At 53.5% G+C, this 18,665-nt stretch carries 16 protein-coding genes; 2 read left to right on the top strand and 14 right to left on the bottom strand.

Going from position 1 to position 18,665, the window contains the following annotated elements:
• Position 1: 1 nt before the first annotated feature.
• The 5 genes from BOW52_RS03310 to BOW52_RS03330 all read right to left on the bottom strand — a co-directional run bounded on the left by BOW52_RS03310 (position 2) and on the right by BOW52_RS03330 (position 5,088).
• Positions 2 to 562: a YfcE family phosphodiesterase gene (locus BOW52_RS03310; protein WP_078482667.1), complete on the bottom strand. Its 561-nt coding sequence runs from the start codon at positions 560 to 562 to the stop codon at positions 2 to 4.
• Between the two features lie 22 nt (positions 563 to 584).
• The gene (gene ppa, locus BOW52_RS03315) at positions 585 to 1,133 is read right to left on the bottom strand and encodes an inorganic diphosphatase (protein ID WP_078482668.1); all 549 of its coding nucleotides are present in this window, start codon (positions 1,131 to 1,133) and stop codon (positions 585 to 587) included.
• A 104-nt stretch (positions 1,134 to 1,237) separates the two neighbouring features.
• Positions 1,238 to 3,265, bottom strand: coding sequence for a sodium-translocating pyrophosphatase (locus tag BOW52_RS03320; protein WP_078482669.1), 2,028 nt, complete (start codon positions 3,263 to 3,265; stop codon positions 1,238 to 1,240).
• Positions 3,266 to 3,380: 115 nt separating this feature from the next.
• Positions 3,381 to 4,643 (bottom strand): 6-phosphofructokinase, encoded by a 1,263-nt coding sequence (locus BOW52_RS03325; RefSeq protein WP_078482670.1) that lies wholly within the window; start codon positions 4,641 to 4,643, stop codon positions 3,381 to 3,383.
• A gap of 82 nt (positions 4,644 to 4,725) precedes the next feature.
• Entirely contained in the window at positions 4,726 to 5,088 is a 363-nt protein-coding gene (locus tag BOW52_RS03330) for a hypothetical protein (RefSeq protein WP_078482671.1), read from the bottom strand.
• Between the two features lie 246 nt (positions 5,089 to 5,334).
• Here BOW52_RS03330 and BOW52_RS17855 point away from each other — a divergent pair, with 246 nt between their 5' ends.
• Together BOW52_RS17855 and BOW52_RS03340 are read left to right on the top strand one after the other, a co-directional pair.
• On the top strand, positions 5,335 to 6,591 hold the full coding sequence (locus BOW52_RS17855; RefSeq protein WP_078482672.1) for an adenylate kinase: 1,257 nt from the start codon (positions 5,335 to 5,337) through the stop codon (positions 6,589 to 6,591).
• Between the two features lie 154 nt (positions 6,592 to 6,745).
• On the top strand, positions 6,746 to 7,816 hold the full coding sequence (locus tag BOW52_RS03340; protein ID WP_078482673.1) for a glycosyltransferase: 1,071 nt from the start codon (positions 6,746 to 6,748) through the stop codon (positions 7,814 to 7,816).
• A 31-nt stretch (positions 7,817 to 7,847) separates the two neighbouring features.
• On the opposite strand, the gene BOW52_RS03345 is transcribed toward BOW52_RS03340, so the two are convergent.
• From BOW52_RS03345 to BOW52_RS03385, 9 genes are all read right to left on the bottom strand, one after another.
• A complete protein-coding gene (locus tag BOW52_RS03345; RefSeq protein WP_236725623.1) occupies positions 7,848 to 8,936 on the bottom strand; it encodes a glycosyltransferase family 4 protein in 1,089 nt (362 codons plus the stop codon).
• 47 nt (positions 8,937 to 8,983) lie between these two features.
• A complete protein-coding gene (locus BOW52_RS03350) occupies positions 8,984 to 9,808 on the bottom strand; it encodes a sulfotransferase domain-containing protein (protein ID WP_135621987.1) in 825 nt (274 codons plus the stop codon).
• A complete protein-coding gene (locus tag BOW52_RS03355) occupies positions 9,805 to 10,752 on the bottom strand; it encodes a mitochondrial fission ELM1 family protein (RefSeq protein ID WP_236725624.1) in 948 nt (315 codons plus the stop codon). Before BOW52_RS03355 ends, BOW52_RS03350 begins: the two co-directional genes overlap by 4 nt.
• Complete coding sequence (locus BOW52_RS03360; protein WP_078482676.1) at positions 10,727 to 10,918, bottom strand: zinc-finger domain-containing protein; 192 nt, start codon at positions 10,916 to 10,918, stop codon at positions 10,727 to 10,729. Before BOW52_RS03360 ends, BOW52_RS03355 begins: the two co-directional genes overlap by 26 nt.
• Before the next feature lie 25 nt (positions 10,919 to 10,943).
• Complete coding sequence (locus BOW52_RS03365) at positions 10,944 to 11,867, bottom strand: branched-chain amino acid transaminase (RefSeq protein WP_078482677.1); 924 nt, start codon at positions 11,865 to 11,867, stop codon at positions 10,944 to 10,946.
• A 43-nt stretch (positions 11,868 to 11,910) separates the two neighbouring features.
• Positions 11,911 to 14,793, bottom strand: a complete 2,883-nt coding sequence (gene glnE, locus BOW52_RS03370; protein ID WP_078482703.1) for a bifunctional [glutamate--ammonia ligase]-adenylyl-L-tyrosine phosphorylase/[glutamate--ammonia-ligase] adenylyltransferase — start codon at positions 14,791 to 14,793, stop codon at positions 11,911 to 11,913.
• 159 nt (positions 14,794 to 14,952) lie between these two features.
• Positions 14,953 to 16,245 carry an ankyrin repeat domain-containing protein gene (locus BOW52_RS03375; protein ID WP_172840098.1) on the bottom strand — a complete coding sequence of 431 codons (1,293 nt, stop codon included), beginning with the start codon at positions 16,243 to 16,245 and terminating at the stop codon, positions 14,953 to 14,955.
• A 201-nt stretch (positions 16,246 to 16,446) separates the two neighbouring features.
• Complete coding sequence (gene groL / locus BOW52_RS03380) at positions 16,447 to 18,093, bottom strand: chaperonin GroEL (RefSeq protein ID WP_078482679.1); 1,647 nt, start codon at positions 18,091 to 18,093, stop codon at positions 16,447 to 16,449.
• A 51-nt stretch (positions 18,094 to 18,144) separates the two neighbouring features.
• Positions 18,145 to 18,435, bottom strand: coding sequence for a co-chaperone GroES (locus BOW52_RS03385; RefSeq protein WP_078482680.1), 291 nt, complete (start codon positions 18,433 to 18,435; stop codon positions 18,145 to 18,147).
• Positions 18,436 to 18,665: the final 230 nt, after the last annotated feature.

The following is an 18,665-nucleotide window of genomic DNA, read 5'->3' on the forward strand; positions in this document are numbered from 1 at the left end:
CCTACTTCTTATAGTCTGGGGTGTGCTGCGGTTGATGATCAACCTTGCCACCCGGCACATCGAAAATCTCAAACTCCATCGTCTCTAGATCACCCATAACGTAGGTAGCACGCGGCCCAACGCCCGCCACCGTTCCCGGATTCACAATCAACGACTCACCACCCTTAATGTCCTCCACAGGCGTGATCGCTGGGCGGTGATCGTGACCACAGCAGACCACATCCCACTCCCCTGTTAACGCCAACGCCTCAGCGTAGTGCGGATAGTGCACAATGAAAATCCGCTTACCGCCGAGATTCAAACCCGCATCCTGCCCGTGATAATGGATCACACTGTCGGGCTCCTGCACTAGCATGAACATGGCATAGGTATCACCCATGTTGTTGCCATGAATCACATGCACCGGCAGACCGAACTGCTGCAGCGGGCGCAGCGCGGTCGGTGCCACCACATCGCCGCAGTGCAGTACCGCCTCGGCACCACGCAGCTCCTTCGCCTCGTGCACGGCGGCGGTCAGCATCGGGCGGTTGTCGTGGCTATCGGAGACGACACAGATCTTCATCGTTGAAGTAACTCGCGGTTATTTAGAAATTAGGCTTCTCAGGGGCATCCTGGAACATCTTAACGCTATCCATGATCTCCTGTTTCGCCTCATCGATATCACCCCAACCACCGACACGAACCCACTTACCCTCATCAAGATCCTTGTAGTGCTCGAAGAAGTGGGAGATGCGGTTGAGAACCTCCTCCTGAACATCGCGGAAGCTGGTTACCTTGCGATAGGATTTGCAGAGCTTGTCGACCGGCACGGCGAGGATTTTGGCGTCATCACCCGACTCGTCCGCCATCTTCAGTACACCAACAGGACGACACTGAATCACCGAACCGGGAATCAGCGGATAGGGGGTCAACACCAGCACATCGACGGGATCACCATCTTTGGAGAGAGTGTGTGGCACGTAGCCGTAGTTACAGGGGTAATGCATCGCGGTCGACATGAAACGATCGACAAACATCGCGCCGGTATCCTTATCCAGCTCATACTTGACCGGATCGGAGTGTGCAGGGATCTCAATAATTACATTGATCTCGTTGGGAACGTCATTACCGGAGGTGACTCTGTCGAGGTTCATCGCTTCAAATCTCAGAAAAACAAAAGGGCCGGTAATTATACCGGCCCTTTATCAAGATTTGCTAATATTATCTGCCGCGCCACTCGGCGCGACAGACACCCTACTTAGAGCAGGGGCACAATCATCAGCGCAACGATATTGATGATCTTGATCAGCGGGTTGATCGCTGGACCAGCAGTATCCTTGTAGGGGTCGCCTACGGTGTCACCGGTAACCGCTGCCTTGTGAGCATCGGAACCCTTACCACCGAAGTTACCATCCTCAATGTACTTCTTGGCGTTATCCCACGCACCACCACCGGTGGTCATAGAGATAGCGACGAAGATACCGGTAATGATGGTACCGATCAGCAGACCACCCAGCGCTTCAACGCCGAGGAAAACACCGACCAGGATAGGCACCAGAATCGGCAGCAATGAAGGAATAATCATCTCCTTGATCGCCGCCTTGGTCAGCATGTCTACAGCACGACTGTAGTCAGGCTTCTCGCTGTGGTCCATGATGCCAGGCTTCTCTTTGAACTGACGGCGTACCTCGTTCACGATACCGCCTGCTGCACGACCTACCGCCTCCATCGACATCGCGCCGAAGAGATACGGAACCAAGCCACCAAGGAACAGGCCGATGATGACCATGTGGTTGGAGAGATCAAATGATGCTACATGCCCCGCCTTCTCCAGGGTGTGAGTGTAATCAGCGAAGAGTACCAGCGCAGCAAGACCTGCCGAACCAATCGCGTAACCCTTGGTAACTGCCTTGGTGGTGTTACCCACGGCATCGAGAGGATCGGTAATGTTGCGGATCTTCTCATCAAGCTCAGCCATCTCAGCAATGCCACCCGCGTTATCGGTAATCGGACCGTAAGCGTCGAGTGCAACGATAATGCCGGTCATCGAGAGCATAGAGGTTGCCGCAATCGCGATACCATAGAGTCCTGCCAGGTCATAGGCACCCCAGATAGAGGCACAGACAGCAAGTACAGGTGCTGCGGTAGATTTCATTGAAACACCGAGACCCGCGATAACGTTGGTACCATCACCCGTGGTTGAGGCCTCAGCGATATGACGTACCGGCTGGAACTCAGTCGCAGTGTAGTACTCGGTGATCACAACCATCGCTGCAGTCAGTGCCAGACCGATCAGAGAACAACCAAAGAGGCTCATGGTGACGTTGGTAACACCTTCGATTTCAACACCACCCATGAACATATCGGTGACGAAGTAGAAGGCAACCGCCGCCAGCAGACCTGCAACGATCAGGCCACGATAGAGGGCGTTCATAATCTTGCCTCCTTCACGTGCCGTTACGAAGAAGGTTCCGACAACAGAGGCGATGATCGAAACACCACCCAGCACCAGCGGATAGACCGCTGCCGCGCCACCAGTTTCGCCCAGCAGCAGGCCACCGAGCAGCATGGTCGCAACCACGGTTACTGCGTAGGTCTCAAACAGGTCAGCCGCCATACCCGCACAGTCACCGACGTTGTCACCAACGTTATCGGCAATAACCGCAGGATTACGTGGATCATCCTCAGGGATGCCCGCCTCAACCTTACCGACGATATCGGCACCGACATCCGCACCCTTGGTGAAGATACCGCCACCGAGACGTGCAAAGATCGAGATCAGTGAACCACCGAAGGCGAGACCGATCAGTGGGTGAAGGTTATCCGCACCAGGGTGCATCATCTCGAGCACCATGTAGTAGCCTGCCACACCGAACAGACCGAGCCCCACCACCAACATACCGGTGATAGCGCCGCCACGGAAGGCAACCTGCATCGCAGCATTCAGGCCATCATTAGCCGCCTCAGCAGTACGCACATTGGCGCGAACCGAGATATTCATGCCGATGTAACCTGCCAATCCAGAAAGGATGGCGCCGATGGCAAAACCAATCGCCGTATGCAGGTCGAGGAAGTAGCCAATTGCGACCAGCAGCACAACACCAACAACGCTGATGGTCATGTACTGACGATTAAGATAGGCCTTGGCACCCTCCTGAACAGCAGCGGCGATCTCATTCATACGCTCGTTACCGGTCGGTTTAGCCAAGATCCATTTCATAGAGAAGATGCCGTAAGCGATCGCGACACCTGCACAGATTAGTGAAAACAGCAAACTAGTGGTCATGTTATATACCTCTCCCCTTCAATTAACGTTTTTACTTATATGATGTTCATTATTATTGCGACTAATAATTAGTCTAGATACAAAAAAGGGAGCAAATAAGCCCCCTTTTTCATAACTATTTGACCTTGAATTCAGGCAGCTTTTTCTTCACTGACACTAACTTCAATTTCACATACTGCGGCATGCCGTTTTTATAGGGAGGATAATCTTCACCCTTAATCAACGGCTCGAGGTAGCGGCGACATTTCGGTGTGATACCGAAACCATCACGACTGATGAAGCTCTTTGGCATCATCTTCTCGACGTTGGCTACCTTAGAAAGCGGTGCCTCGCCGATGGTCCAGCGGTATGGCTTGTCAGACTTACGAACCACGGTTGGCATGACCGAGTTCTTACCTTTGAGTGCCAGCTCAACCGCAGCCTTACCCATAGCGTAGGCCTGATCAACGTCAGACTTAGACGCGATGTGACGGCTCGCACGCTGCAGGTAGTCAGCAACGGCCCAGTGGTACTTCAGACCGAGATCTTCCTGAATCATGCCGGCAACAACAGGTGCGGCACCACCCAGCTGGCTGTGACCGAAGGCATCCTTCAGACCGGTCTCAGCGAGGAACTTGCCATCTTTATAGTGGACACCCTCAGAGACTACGATCGAGCAGTAGCCATACTTCTTAACCTTAGCGCTAACCGCAGCCATGAACTTCTTACGATCGAAAACGACCTCAGGGAAGAGAATGACGATCGGTAGATCGGTCTTCTCATCAGAGGCCAGTGCACCGGCAGCAGCGATCCAACCAGCGTGACGACCCATTACCTCAAGTACGAAGACCTTGGTAGAGGTGGCGCACATAGAACCAACGTCGAAGCTCGCCTCGCGGGTTGAGATAGCAATGTACTTGGCAACCGAGCCGAAGCCAGGGCAGTTATCGGTGATTGGCAGATCGTTATCAACGGTCTTAGGTACGTGGATCGCCTGAACTGGGTAACCCATCTTCTTCGAAAGCTGAGAGATCTTGTAGCAGGTGTCAGCGGAGTCACCACCACCGTTGTAGAAGAAGTAACCGATGTTGTGTGCCTTGAAGATCTCGATCAGGCGCTCGTACTCCGCCTTGTTTGCCTCGAGGCTCTTCAGCTTGTAACGGCAGGAGCCGAAGGCACCCGATGGAGTGTGGCGCAGACCAGCGATAGAACGCACTGTCTCTTTTGAGGTATCGATCAGATCCTCTTCCAGCGCACCGATGATGCCGTTACGACCGGCGTATACCTTGCCGATCTTGTCTTTATTCTTACGAGCGGTCTCGATCACACCACAAGCAGAGGCGTTGATCACTGCGGTAACACCGCCGGACTGTGCATAAAATGCATTCTTCTTTGTCATTTAGGTTCCCCTTAATTTGACGCTATTTCAAAAGCTATTTTTGTAAAAACTATGGCCACCAACCAACTGAATGGATCGGCAGCTATTTCTGCGATTCTTTCTCTGCTTCATCTTGCAGATTTTTATCGTGATCGGCCTGAACCTGAAGCAGGGTCACAGTACAGTCGGCGAGGTTGTCAAACTCATGTACGCCAGTGCCGTACTGCTGGTGAACACGAAAGAAAAATTGTGCGCGAAAACGCTCGTCGCCAGTCTTACAGATAATGAAATTACAGTTATCGTAGTGCCAGTAAACAGTCGGGCAGGGGACCATTTCCGTTGAAGAAGGGTTGAGACGCAGCTCGGTCTCAGCCAGTTCCAGCTCAACATCATGCCCATAACGCTCCTGGAGCGTACTCTTGATGGTCCAGAGATCAGAATCATTAAAATCTGGGATAGTACTCATATCTACCTGTAAATTAGGCACATTCCGTAGTAACAGGCATAAAAAAGAGGATGATTCCCCTATCCATGGCTATTTCGTACTGTGCTTCGTTGACTTGGACGTTTGCGGAATGTAGGTTAATCGCTGATGGGTGACACGGCCATGCAAAATCGTGTATGCGGTCATGCAAAATTTTAATAACCAAGCGATTTCCGGCCACCCCGATAACAAGAGCAACAATAATATACAGCCAAGGGAGCTATTGCGATGAGAATCGTACTGCTTGGAGCGCCGGGCTCTGGAAAAGGGACTCAGGCCAAACTCCTTGTTGATAAATACAAAATCCCCCAGATCTCCACTGGAGACCTACTTAGAGATGCCGTAGCAGCGGGTACACAGCTCGGAAACCAGGCCAAACTGGCCATGGATGCCGGCCATCTCGTTTCTGATGAGATCGTGCTCGGCATTATTCGCGAGCGCCTCGAGGAGAAGGATGCCAAGAAGGGTTTTATCCTTGATGGTTTCCCCCGCAATCTCGCCCAGGCCGAATCACTCGATGCCCTGCTGATGGAGATCGGCCAGCCCCTTGAGCTGAGCCTGCTGATCGACGTCGACTTTGACATCTTGCTACAGCGCCTCACCGGACGGCGTACCTGTCGTTCATGTGGTCAGATGTACAACATCTACTCCAGCCCACCGAAGATGGACGACCAGTGCGACAAGTGTGGCGGCAGCCTGCACCATCGCGGCGACGACAACGAGGAGACGATCAGTAATAGACTGCGTGTCTATGAGACCCAGACCATCCCCGTGGTCGACTTCTATCAGGAGCAAGAGCTCCTGCGTAGCGTGCAGGGTATTGGAGAGATCAAGGACATCTTCAAAGCGATCTCAAAAGTTGTCAGCGCCACACCCAAACGCAAAGCAGTCATACCCTCTGCCAATGCACCCACAGTAGAAGACCTTGAGAAGAAGGTAATGGAGAAGGTTCTTGCGGCCGCCGGAACATCGGATTCTGCCGATGAGGCTCCCGAGCCAGCCACCTCTACGGCCAAGGCCCCTGCCAAGAAACCGAGCAAGAGCAAAACCTCTGCAGGCAAGAAGAACGCAACCAAGAAAAAGGTGGCTCCCACCAAGAAGGCCGTAGCGAAGAAAAAAGCTGCAACACCCAAGAAGAAGAGCACACCGGCGAAGAAGAGCGCCACCAAAAAGACTACGCCAAAGAAGAAAACAACCGCCGTTAAGAAAGCTGCGGTAAAGAAAAAGGTCACACCAGCGAAGAAAAAGGTAGCCTCTGCCAAAAAGCCCTCTAAACCAGCCGTCAAGAAGAGCATCCCAAAAAAGAAGACAGCTTCGAAGAAGAGCGCCAAGAAACCCGCCGTTAAGAAAAAGGCTGCCATCAAGAAGAAGGTTGTTAAAACCGCAGTCAAGAAACGTGCCGCCACCAAGATCGTACCTAAAAAGAAAACGATTACAAAAAAGGCTCCCGCTAAAAGCGGTAGCACCAAAGAAAAAAGTCGTTAAAAAGAAGAGCACCAAGAAACGTCGCTAACACTCAAAGTTACGCTTCAGTGATCAACTACTCGCGCCGCCCTGACTATTCAGCAGCGTGAGTGGTTGCATCCCACACCTCGAGTCATGCAGCATATGCGGCCTCTATTGAGGATGCACACGAATCATGATTAGCAGCACGCACATCATAGGCAGCCAGGAATCCGGAGGCGCTGAACGCTTCTACTCCAGACTTGTCTGTGCACTCCAACGTAACGGCGCCCCGACCCACGCAATCAATCGTCCCGACAGCGCTGTTGCCCAGCAGATTGGTGCATGCGCGCCTCAGACACATATTCAGATGAGTGGAATCATTCGCTTCCACACCAAATGGCGCATTCAGCAAGCGATAAAACAACAACAGCCCGATATCGTGCAGACCTACATGAGTAGAGCGACATCACTCACATCACTCAAACCAGACCGAGGGCCGATCCATGTTGCGCGCCTTGGCGGCTACTACAACTTAAAACGTTATCGTCACGCCCACGCTTGGATCGGCAATACCCGTGGCATCTGCGACTACTTGGTTCAAGAAGGCCTACCTGTAAATCGTGTTTTCTATATCGGAAATTTTGCCGACGCTCCTCCACCGCCAGACATCGACACACTCAATAGCCTGAGGAGAGAACACGGCATACCTGATGACGCATGGATAATCACCGCCGTAGGAAGGCTTCACCCGAACAAGGCGTTCGATACATTACTTAAGGCATTCTCTTTACTACCACACGAGATCGCAGGTCGTCCGACTCATCTGCTCATCGCTGGCGATGGTCCGTTATCAGAAGAGCTTCGCCAGCTCTCTAACAAGCTATCCATTAGCAATCGGACAACGTGGGCCGGTTGGCAGGCCAATCCCAGCAACTACTACTACCTGGCCAATCTGTTTGTCTGCCCTTCTCGTCATGAACCGTTAGGCAATGTGATACTCGAGGCCTGGGCGCACAACACACCTGTAGTTGCCACGGCCTCCCAGGGTGCAATGGAGTTAATTAGCGATGGAGAGAATGGTGTCGTCACACCAGTCGATCAAGCCGCACCACTGGCCGACGCAATGCTCTCTGTTCTACAAGAACCACAACGCTCTAATGAAATTGCGGACAGCGGTACGGCGCTAGTCAGTACTCGTTTTAGCGAGAAAGCCATTGTTGAGAGCTATCTGGAGACTTACAGAACACTACTTGAGCAGCGCTAACATAAGCGCCAACTTGTCGAGCTACGCGACATCAGGGGCGAGCAGCCAACTCTTCATAGAGCGCAAGAGTCAACGCTAACATATGTGCCAACGTATAGTTGTGACGCGACGGCCTCTTCAGCGAACCATCTCGCAAGTTAGCCAGAAGCCGACAAAGATCATCAACACCACCCACGACAACCCGCCCTTGTGGATAGACACGCCCAAGTATCTCACCCACACCACCATGATCGTAACCGAACACAGGCACACCCAGCGATAACGCCTCAAGCGTGGTGCGACCAAACGATTCGGGCTTGGTAGAGAGGGAGAAGACCGCATCTGAGATCGCATAGATTTCACGTACATCCGAACGATGCCCCGTAAAGGTAACGTCCTCCTGCAGGCCTCTCTGCACCACCTTTTCTCGCAACTCCTCGGCATAGGCCTGACGCCGAGGATCTTCACCTCCAACAATCAGACCATGCACCGCAATAGCTTTTCGTTTGAGACAACGGATCAGGTCAATGAAATCGTGATGTCCCTTAAGACGAGTCAATCGACCTGGAAGGGTGAGCACCAGCTTTCCATCAAGCTGAGGAAAATCGTCACACCATTGTTGCAGCCACGACTCGGAGGGAGTGAAGTCGTATGGAAACATCTCTAGATCAACACCACGAGGAATCACCCTCACTCTATTCACGTCGACCGAAGGGTAGTTGGTTTTGATATATCGTTTAACCGTCTCTGACACAGCGATGACCCGTTCTCCCTTAGTCATTACCGCACTGTAGCGTCCAACCGAGTAGAGTCCATGCACTGTGGTTACAAAGTGCGGTCTGTTTTTTTTAGGTATCCCTTGTAGCGCGAACCAGGCGATCCAGGCCGGTAAACGCGACCTGGCATGCACAACATCAACACGCCGTTTTCTAAAGAGTCTTCGCAGCTTCCAGATAAAACGCAGCGTTAACAGACTCTTTTTACCAATCGACCAATTAACATGCTCACTTCCCTCAGCATGTAGCTGCTCGACCATGCGCCCCCCAGCAGAGACCACCATAGATCGATGACCACGCTCAACCAGCGCCTGCGCCACTTCCAACGTGCCACGCTCAACGCCACCATCTTGAAGTGACGGCAACAGCTGAACGATTGTCAGTTGCGTTGCAGAGCCCACTCCGTTATTCGCTACCACCTGGTGAAGTCATACCCAAAGTTATAATTCAAATGACGTTTGAGGATATCCTCAACAAATCGTTTATCTATCTCCGAGTACCACTCACCCAGATCATCTGCCGACTTTCGAACTACAGGCGCCCGCTCACCGGGGCGCTCTCGTTCAGACATCTTGCTCTTTGTGCACTCATCAACCGCCCGCTCGATCGAATTCATACTTACACTCTCCAAGCCAAAGCGATAACACACGTTTTTTAGCATTGCGACAGGTTCAGTCCGTAGCGCTTCGTAGCTGACCATCAGAGATTTTTCGGGATATTTTTCGAGATATCGTCCCCACGCATTCATAAAGCGAATATCCCACCAGATATCTTTATCAAAATGTTTATCTCTCGGATCACCCTTTAGAAACTCCGAGAAATCGAGATCATAGCGCCGCTTCCAGCGTTCCTGCTTTGAACCATGCATTTTCACATAATGTGATACCAGCGCGTACCTTAAATCACGAACCAGTATTACTACCGGGGGAACTGGAGCAAGCACACTAAACAGGCTAGAGGAGATTAACGTGCTTGGTATAGTGTGGCTTTGCACTATTTTTGGCATTCCCTCATACGTCGGAGGACGCTTGGGGCTGCCAATAATCGAGTTATCCTGTATGTATTCGGGTAGATCAACGCCGTATTCATAGGACAATACATGCGCAAGTAAATTTTTCAGCCAATGCGTACCCGATTGATGCATGCTAACGAGAATGCCATCGAAGCCTCCCCAGCGTACAAAAGGGATATTTGTATAATCTTTACACGCACGGTACCAATTAGGAGACAGACTCACTTACAACTCCACTTACTGAATATCCACTCAGCACAACGCTCTGCTTCATTAAAGGGATCTGAATTCTCACGCAGCGTTCCGCACTCTTGCCAAGCCGAATATCCCGTAACCATTCCGCACTTCTTCAGCGCTCCAATTCCTACAGAGACACGCCCCTCCACTAGCTGAGGTACCGACAGCAATCCAACGGGGGATCCTGAGGTCAGCGCCTCGTAGACCATCGAGACACTATCTTCGCTCACCCATACACGATCCGCGCATGTTAGCTGTTGTGGCAACCAGTCGGACCCAGTCTGCTCATGGGACAGCACTTCAAGATTTTCAAGCTCTCGACTACGTAAGAGTGGTAGAAACACTGAAGGCGTACGACGTGAACTGGTCAGCACCCAGTTAACACCAGGAGCAGATGTGACAATTTCAAACACCTGAGCCAACATCTGATCATCTGACCAGCCATAATTTTTCGATGGCCCACCAATCAATATCAGCCCTTTATCAAGATCGCGTGCGGCGCCGGAAACGACGTTATTCAGTACACCATGCGTCAACAATACCGTTTCAGAGGCAGCGAGCCCGTCATGCTTGGGTACAATCGCAAGATCGAATAGTGAGATCGGCAAGGAGGGCTTCATTAACACCACCACACGACCACCACGCGCTCGACGTGCAGCCAACATGGGTAAGTGGGTAGCGTGGCCTGCGCCGATAATATAATCCGGACTGGGCAACCCTTCGCCAGCAGAAAATCGGGAGGTTAACCACTGTAACCACGGCAGCCTGACTGCAGTTGCAGGTATCTCGTGAATTGTGAGCGTAAAGTGGTTACCGAGGGCGCGAATCAGTCCGCGCCCCTGATTTTCATGCCCCGGCTTACCATCGGTGAACCACCAGACGACCCGGCAACCCAAGTCAGCCGATTTATCGTTTAAGTGTGTACTCGGCACCGCAATAGGGACACTTGGCGTGACCGCTCTTCTCAATCGATAGAAATACGCGTGGGTGTGAATTCCAGAGACTCATCTCCGGCGTCGGACAGTGCAGCGGCAGGTCACCCTGCACCATCTCGTAACGGTTCTCAGCATTAGGCTGACTGTTAGTTTCCTGACTCACTACAAAACTCCTGTACTATCGTTGCTCAGACCAGCGTCAGCCACTCAGGGCGATCGTTGCGACGACCATAGACGTAGTCGAAATAGATGCTCTGAATCTGCTCGGTAATCGGCCCACGCGAACCGCTACCGATGGTGCGATCATCGAGTTCACGAATTGGCGTCACCTCAGCAGCGGTACCGGTGAAGAACGCCTCATCGGCAACGTAGACCTCATCACGGGTGATGCGCTTCTCACGCACCTCGATACCGAGATCGGCCGCGATCTGCATGATCGTCTCACGGGTGATGCCTTCCAGTGCGGAGGTCAAGTCGGGAGTGAATATCACACCATTGCGAATGATAAAGATATTCTCGCCACTACCTTCCGCAACGTAACCCTCATTATCGAGCAGCAGTGCCTCGTCATAACCACAGCTGATTGCCTCCTGCAGTGCCAGCATTGAGTTCATGTAGTTGCCGTTGGCCTTCGCCTTGCACATGGTGATATTGACGTGGTGACGGGTATAGGAGGATGTACGGATACGAATACCCTTTTCGATACCGTCCTCACCCAGATAGGCACCCCACGGCCAGGCAGCAACCATGACGTGAGTTTTGAGGTTGTCTGCTCGAATACCCATTCCCTCTGAGCCGTAGAAACACATTGGACGCAGATAGGCAGAGTCGAGGTTATTCTCACGCACCACTGCACGCTGCGCCTCGTTGAGCGTCTCCTTGTCGAAGGGCATCGGCATCATCAAGATGTGAGCAGAGCGGAACAGACGATCAGTATGATCCTGCAGGCGGAAGATCGCCGCCCCCTTATCGGTCTGGTAGGCACGCACCCCTTCAAACACACCCATACCGTAGTGGAGGGTATGGGTCAGCACATGAGTCTTCGCCTCACGCCACTCAACCATCTCGCCATCCAGCCAGATGACCCCATCACGGTCAGCCATCGTCGTCATGCTCTACTCCTCAAAATATTTAGAACCACAAAATTATTCACATCTACGCTGGGTCTTCCATACGCTGACGCCACATTGCTGCGACCGTCTCGCGCAGTTCGGAGAACTCCACAGCATCAACCTCGGCCGACTGCTCCTGCAGCGTCAAGTGGTGGGCCCGCTTACGAAATACTCGATAGGCATCACACAACAGCGCCACCTCGTCAGCGGCCATCAGACCCGCCCGTCCAAACCCTTCGAGAATACGAATATTGTCGGTAAATTCGGTCAACTCGGGATGATCGTGCGCCCATGCCAGAACGCCGTATTGCACCATAAATTCGATGTCGGCGATACCACCTCGATCGTGCTTTAGCTTGAATCGACCCGGCTTTTTCGAGCCAAATTCGCTGCGCATCCGCTCGCGCATCTCACTCACTGCTTTGCGCAACTCCTCAGGTTCTCTACGCTGAGTCAGAATGGTGTGGCGGATCTTCATAAATCGTTCTGCAATCAACGGATCACCGGCCACCGGACGCGCGCGCACCAGCGCTTGATGTTCCCAGGTCCACGCCTCGCCCTGCTGATACTCCTCAAATGCGGTGAGATTGCTTACCAGCAGTCCAGAGGCACCACTGGGACGAAGACGAAGGTCAATCTCATAGAGCACGCCCGCCGGGGTCAGGGTAGTCATCAAATGAACAATGCGCTGTCCAAGCCGTGCAAAGAACTCTGGCACCGCCATTGCCCGCTTGCCGGTGGTCAGCTGCGACTCATCCTCCGCACTATGCAGGAACACCACATCAAGATCGGAGCCGTATCCGAGCTCAAGACCACCCATCTTGCCGTAGGCGATCACGGCAAAACCTTTGTCACAGAGCGTGCCGTCGCTGCTGCAGACTGGGCGACCGTGTTTGGCAACAAGATGATGCCAGGCAAGCTCCAACACCTCATCGACGATCCCCTCTGCAATCCAGGTCAGGTGATCGCTAACCACCATCAGTGGCATTGCTTCAGCGATATCAGCGGCGGCGACGCGCAGCACATTGGTCTGCTTAAAGAGACGCAACACCTCCATCTGCTGCTCAAGATCATCGAGAGGTAGGCGTAACAGCATCTGCCGCAACTCATCCACCAACCGTTCTCGGTCGGGGGGTGAGTAGAGTGTTCTAGGGTCAAGCAGCTCATCGAGCAGAATCGGGTGGCTGGCGAGATAGCGTGCAATCCAGGGGCTGGCACTGCAGAGACTCACCAGCTGTGAGAGCGCCAGCGGGTGCTCAGAGAGCAGTGCAATGTAGGCGCTACGGCGCGCCACTGCCTCGATCAAATTCACGACTCGCGGTAGCGCCTCATCGGACTTCTCATTTTCGCCAACCGCTGAGATCAACAGAGGCATCAAGCGATCGAGACGCTCGCGTCCGTGGGTAGAGAGCGATTCATAGAGACTGCTCTCGCGCAGCGCACGGAGTCGCCACACGATCTCTTTCGGCTCAGCGTAACCGGCCTCAGCCAGCAGCCCTGGTGCCTGCGACTCCTTCAGTCCCTCTTGCCAGAGCGAAACCAGATCGGGACCAGCATGCTGCTCGCCGCCCTTATCCTCGGTCTGTGGTGCAGCAAAGATCTGCTCAAAATGTTGCTCAACCCGCTGTCGATAGCTGTCGAGCCTCTCAAGGAAACGCTCCCAATTTGAGAATCCCATCGAGAAGGCGAGACGCAGCTGCCCAATCTCTTCTTGCGGCAGCAGATGGGTCTGCCGGTCAGCCCACGCCTGCAGGCGATTCTCTACGCGACGCAGGAAGTCGTAGGCCTCAATCAATTCACTGCTGGCGTAGTCGGGAATCAGACCGTAGTGAGGCAATGCAGCCAACACCTTGAGGATACGACGCTCCTGTAGCTCGACCTCACGACCACCGCGCACCAGCTGAAAGGCCTGGCCGATAAATTCGATTTCACGTATACCGCCCGGCCCCAGCTTGACGTTGTGCGCCATCCCCTTGCGCGCCACCTCGCGTGCAATCATCCCCTTCATCTCACGCAGCGACTCAAACACGCCGTAGTCGAGATAGCGGCGATAGACAAAGGGGCGCAGGCTCGACATCAGCTCGGCTCCCGTGTCGCGATCACCCGCGACCACACGCGCCTTGATCATCGCGTAGCGCTCCCACTCACGCCCCTGGGTCTGGTAGTACTCCTCCATCGCGTCAAAGCTCATCGCAACGGGACCACTATCTCCATAGGGGCGCAGACGTAAATCGACACGATAGACAAAACCATCATCGGTCGATTGATCAAGCACCCGCGCCAGCTGCTGTCCCATACGGCCGAAGAATTCACTATTGCTCAGACCATTGCGTTTGCGTGTCTCTCCCTCTTCGGCATAGGCGTAGATCAGATCAATATCAGAGGAGAAGTTAAGCTCCCAGGCACCGAGCTTGCCCATGCCGAGCACCACCAGGCCAAGCGGCTTACCATCACTCCCTTTAGGTGTACCGTGCTGCTTGCGTGCCCACGCCTCGACCTTCTGCAGCGCGCCATCGATACACGCCTCGGCCAGATGAGTCAGATCACGTAGCGTCTCCTCCAGGCCACTCCAGCCTGCCAGATCACGCCAGGCAATACGCACCATCTCTCGACGCCGGAAGCGACGCAGCCGCAACATCAACCCCATCTCATCCTTGACCGGTTTCAGCTGCGTATCGAGCTTCTCGACATACTCATCTGACAGATAGTCACTCAGCAGGTCACCACTCTCGAGCAGATCACCGATCAAACCCGGTTCACGTGCACAGGCCTGCGCGACAAACTCGCTACTGCAGAGCACTCGTAGTGTCACGCGCTGGAAATCTTCACTCTCTGGAACCCGGCACTCATGTCGCTCAGCGGCTTCAACAAACTGCTGCCAATGGTGAAGCGTTACGGATTGCAGGGGTTCAGGGATAACCGCCATTGCGGTGTTGACATCGGAGATAGCTGAATCGGCCAAGAGCGCTCCAAATAAAACTGATTAACGATAGCTTGCTGACGGGTGCATTCCAGCTCACTCATGCAGCGAATAAAAAGGCAGCCACACTCAACAAAGTGGGCTGCCTCGCTTAACAAAGAAGCATCATTTTACGGGGGGTAACGGTGACTCTCTCTTGGGCGCTTCCATCTGATGTGCGGCTACAGCACCGCGCTGAGTCAACAACGCCGCAATCTCTTTGTGCCCACCACGGGTTGCAACAACCAGCGGCGTTTCGCCATAGTCGTTACGCACATTCACATCGGCGCCCCACTCGATCATCATTCGTACGATATCCATATTGCCCTTCTCTGCGGCAACAAACAGCGCAGGACTGCCTCTATCGTCCTTGGCATTGATATCGATTCCACGCGCAATCAACTGCTCAAGCACCTGTAGATGTTTATGTTTAACCGCCCAGTGCAACAGGGTCTGACCATAACGACGACGCACGTTGACATCCGCACCCTTACTGATCAGTAACTCGACGATTTCAACCCGCGACTCATCAGCCGCCCAGCAGATAATTGGCTCACCCTCCTTGCTCACCGCATCAACATCGGCACCCTTGTTGATCAGGAACTCAACCATATCAACCTGCCCCTTCAGCGCCGCCCACTGCAGCAGCGAATCGCCATAGCGGTTCTTGGTGGCGATATCAGCACCCTTATCCAGCAGGTACTTAATCACCTCGACATGGTTATGCTCGGCCGCCATATGAATCGGTGTCTGACCCAGCGGATAGGTCGCGTTCACATCCGCCCCCTTGCCGATCAACATCTTCACCACCTCAAGGTGGCCATGATCGGCCGCTCGGTGCAGCATAGTGGTGCCATCCTTACTGCGCACATCGATATCGCCAATTCTCTTTATCAGCAGATCGACCACATCACGATTCTCCTGCGCCGAGGCGAGATGGATCGGTGGTTGGCCATTACCATCCTCAACATTGGCATCGGCACCGCTGTCGAGCAGGTGCTTGACCACATCAACATGGCCAACCAGAGCGGCCAGATGCAGCGGCGTGCTGCCCTGCACATCACGACTATCTACCAACGCGCCACTTTTCAGCAGTAGCGCGGCGATATTGCTGTAACCAAATTCGGCACTAGCATGCAACGGACTCTTACCGCTATTACCGGCCATATCGACGCCCGCACCACGTTCAAGCAGTATTGCAGTGGCGCGCTCATAACCTCGTGCGACCGCCCAGTAGAGAGGTGTATGGCCGTTTTTGTCTTTGAGATTGATATCGACCCCAGCATCAAGCTGGGCCGCAATCTTCTGCAGGTCTCCCGTACTCGCGGCGTAGTGGAGCGAGACCGTCTGCTCGCCACTCTCCTTACCGCAACCGACCACCACCAGCGCAAACAGCAGCACGGCAATCGATCTCGACACCCACTTCCCTCTAGCGAAAAAACTCATCGTTTCAAACCCTCGTTGTAATCCACTCAGTCGGAGTGAAACCACTCAATCCGGACCATTCTATACCCAAATGAGGCGCTAAGAACTAGTCACTTTTTTACCCTTACAAAACAGAAAGGGCCTCACCATTTCCGGCAAGGCCCCTTCAGGGTCAGAATGGTTCTGAGACAGCTATTACATCATGCCGCCCATGCCACCCATACCACCCATACCACCACCCATGTCACCACCGGTAGGTGCATCGGAAGGCAGCTCGGCAACCATCGCCTCAGTGGTCAACATCAGGCCCGCAACCGATGAAGCATTCTGCAGTGCAGAACGGGTCACCTTGGTTGGATCGAGAATACCCATATCGATCATATTGCCGTAGTTACCATTGGCAGCGTTGTAGCCGTTATCACCCTTGCTACGCTTAACCTTATCAACCACAACAGAGGCCTCTTCACCAGCATTGCTGACGATCTGACGCAGCGGCTCTTCCATCGCGCGACGTGCGATCTCGATACCGATATCCTGATCGTGGTTATCGCCCTTGAGCTTGGTGATCGCAGCCTGTGCGCGAATCAGCGCAACGCCACCACCAGGAACCACACCCTCTTCAACCGCAGCACGGGTCGCGTGCAGCGCATCGTCGATGCGATCCTTCTTCTCTTTCATCTCAACTTCGGTGGCTGCGCCAACCTTGATAACAGCAACACCGCCAGAGAGCTTGGCAACACGCTCCTGCAGCTTCTCCTTGTCGTAATCAGAGGTGGTCTCTTCGATCTGGGCACGAACCTGCGCAACACGTGCTTCGATATCGGTGTGTGAACCCGCGCCATCAACAACCACGGTGTTCTCCTTGGAGATAACAACGCGTTTGGCGGTACCGAGCATATCGAGAGTCGCCTTCTCCAGCTCCATGCCAACCTCTTCAGAGACAACCTGACCACCAGTCAGAATCGCCATATCCTGCAGCATCGCCTTGCGACGATCGCCGAAGCCCGGCGCCTTAACAGCAGCAACCTTAACGATGCCACGAATGCTGTTCACAACCAGAGTGGCCAGCGCCTCGCCCTCAACGTCCTCGGCGATGATCAACAGTGGCTTACCTGCCTTGGCAACACCCTCGAGTACAGGCAGCAGTTCGCGAATGTTAGAGATCTTCTTGTCGTGTAGCAGGATGAAGGGATCTTCCAGCTCGGCAACCATCTTCTCCTGATTGTTGACGAAGTAGGGAGAGAGGTAACCGCGATCGAACTGCATACCCTCAACCACCTCAAGCTCATCCTGCAGTGATGAACCCTCTTCAACAGTGATAACACCGTCCTTGCCCACCTTGTCCATCGCATCGGAGATAATCTGGCCGATGGTAGAATCAGAGTTGGCCGAGATGGTGCCAACCTGGGTGATCGCCTTGGTATCTTCACAAGGCTTGGAGAGATCCTTCAGCTGCCCAACAGCGGCGATAACCGCCTTGTCGATGCCACGCTTCAGATCCATTGGGTTCATACCAGCGGTAACCGCCTTCATGCCCTCACGCAGGATGGCCTGCGCCAGAACGGTCGCGGTGGTAGTACCGTCACCGGCAACATCGGAGGTCTGTGATGAGACCTCTTTCACCATCTGTGCGCCCATGTTCTCGAACTTATCTTCCAGCTCGATCTCTTTGGCCACTGAAACGCCATCCTTAGTGATGGTCGGTGCACCGAAGCTCTTCTCCAGAACTACGTTACGACCCTTCGGTCCGAGGGTTACCTTGACCGCGTCGGCCAGGGTATTAACACCGCGCAGCATACCGTGGCGCGCGTCATCACCAAACTTAACTTCTTTTGCACTCATTGATCTCTTTCCTCTATAGAATTCTGTTTAAAGCGGTTAATGGTGTAGGGATTAACCCTCAACCACACCCATGATGTCCGCCTCGGTCATCATCATCAGCTCTTCGCCGTCGACCTTGACTGCGGTGCCCGCATACTGGCCAAACAGAACCTTGTCGCCGACCTTCACGTCCATCTGACGCACTTCGCCGTTCTCGAGGATCTTGCCCTTACCAGCAGCGATAACTTCACCCTGATTTGGCTTCTCGGTAGCGGAACCGGGTAGGACGATACCTGAAGCAGTGGTGGTCTCCTCCTCCATACGGCGCACCAATACACGGTCATGTAGCGGACGAATATTCATTCAGAAACTCCTTAACTTATTGATTTAAGATCAAAAAATAAAACCGCATTACGGTTAATTACATATTCCTGGGGCGTTAGCACTCACCCCGAGTGAGTGCTAATAATAGTGACGAAGAGGTGAAAATCAAGGGTCGTGGGGTGAGATTTCTACTTCAGAGCTGCTTATTAGTGCTCAAAGAAGGGATTTTCGCTCTGACAAGCGGAGAAATGGAACCGAACTGGCAGATA

Origin of the sequence: Solemya pervernicosa gill symbiont (assembly GCF_002020875.1) — a bacterium.
Lineage (GTDB): Bacteria > Pseudomonadota > Gammaproteobacteria.

What these genes read in the sequence shown, in the direction of transcription:
- BOW52_RS17855 (WP_078482672.1), top strand. Translation starts at nt 5,335, where the DNA reads ATGAGAATCGTACTGCTTGGAGCGCCGGGCTCTGGAAAAGGGACTCAG.
- groL (WP_078482679.1), bottom strand. Translation starts at nt 18,093, where the DNA reads ATGAGTGCAAAAGAAGTTAAGTTTGGTGATGACGCGCGCCACGGTATG.
- BOW52_RS03320 (WP_078482669.1), bottom strand. Translation starts at nt 3,265, where the DNA reads ATGACCACTAGTTTGCTGTTTTCACTAATCTGTGCAGGTGTCGCGATC.
- BOW52_RS03385 (WP_078482680.1), bottom strand. Translation starts at nt 18,435, where the DNA reads ATGAATATTCGTCCGCTACATGACCGTGTATTGGTGCGCCGTATGGAG.
- BOW52_RS03330 (WP_078482671.1), bottom strand. Translation starts at nt 5,088, where the DNA reads ATGAGTACTATCCCAGATTTTAATGATTCTGATCTCTGGACCATCAAG.
- ppa (WP_078482668.1), bottom strand. Translation starts at nt 1,133, where the DNA reads ATGAACCTCGACAGAGTCACCTCCGGTAATGACGTTCCCAACGAGATC.
- BOW52_RS03325 (WP_078482670.1), bottom strand. Translation starts at nt 4,643, where the DNA reads ATGACAAAGAAGAATGCATTTTATGCACAGTCCGGCGGTGTTACCGCA.
- BOW52_RS03340 (WP_078482673.1), top strand. Translation starts at nt 6,746, where the DNA reads ATGATTAGCAGCACGCACATCATAGGCAGCCAGGAATCCGGAGGCGCT.
- BOW52_RS03365 (WP_078482677.1), bottom strand. Translation starts at nt 11,867, where the DNA reads ATGACGACGATGGCTGACCGTGATGGGGTCATCTGGCTGGATGGCGAG.
- BOW52_RS03310 (WP_078482667.1), bottom strand. Translation starts at nt 562, where the DNA reads ATGAAGATCTGTGTCGTCTCCGATAGCCACGACAACCGCCCGATGCTG.
- glnE (WP_078482703.1), bottom strand. Translation starts at nt 14,793, where the DNA reads ATGGCGGTTATCCCTGAACCCCTGCAATCCGTAACGCTTCACCATTGG.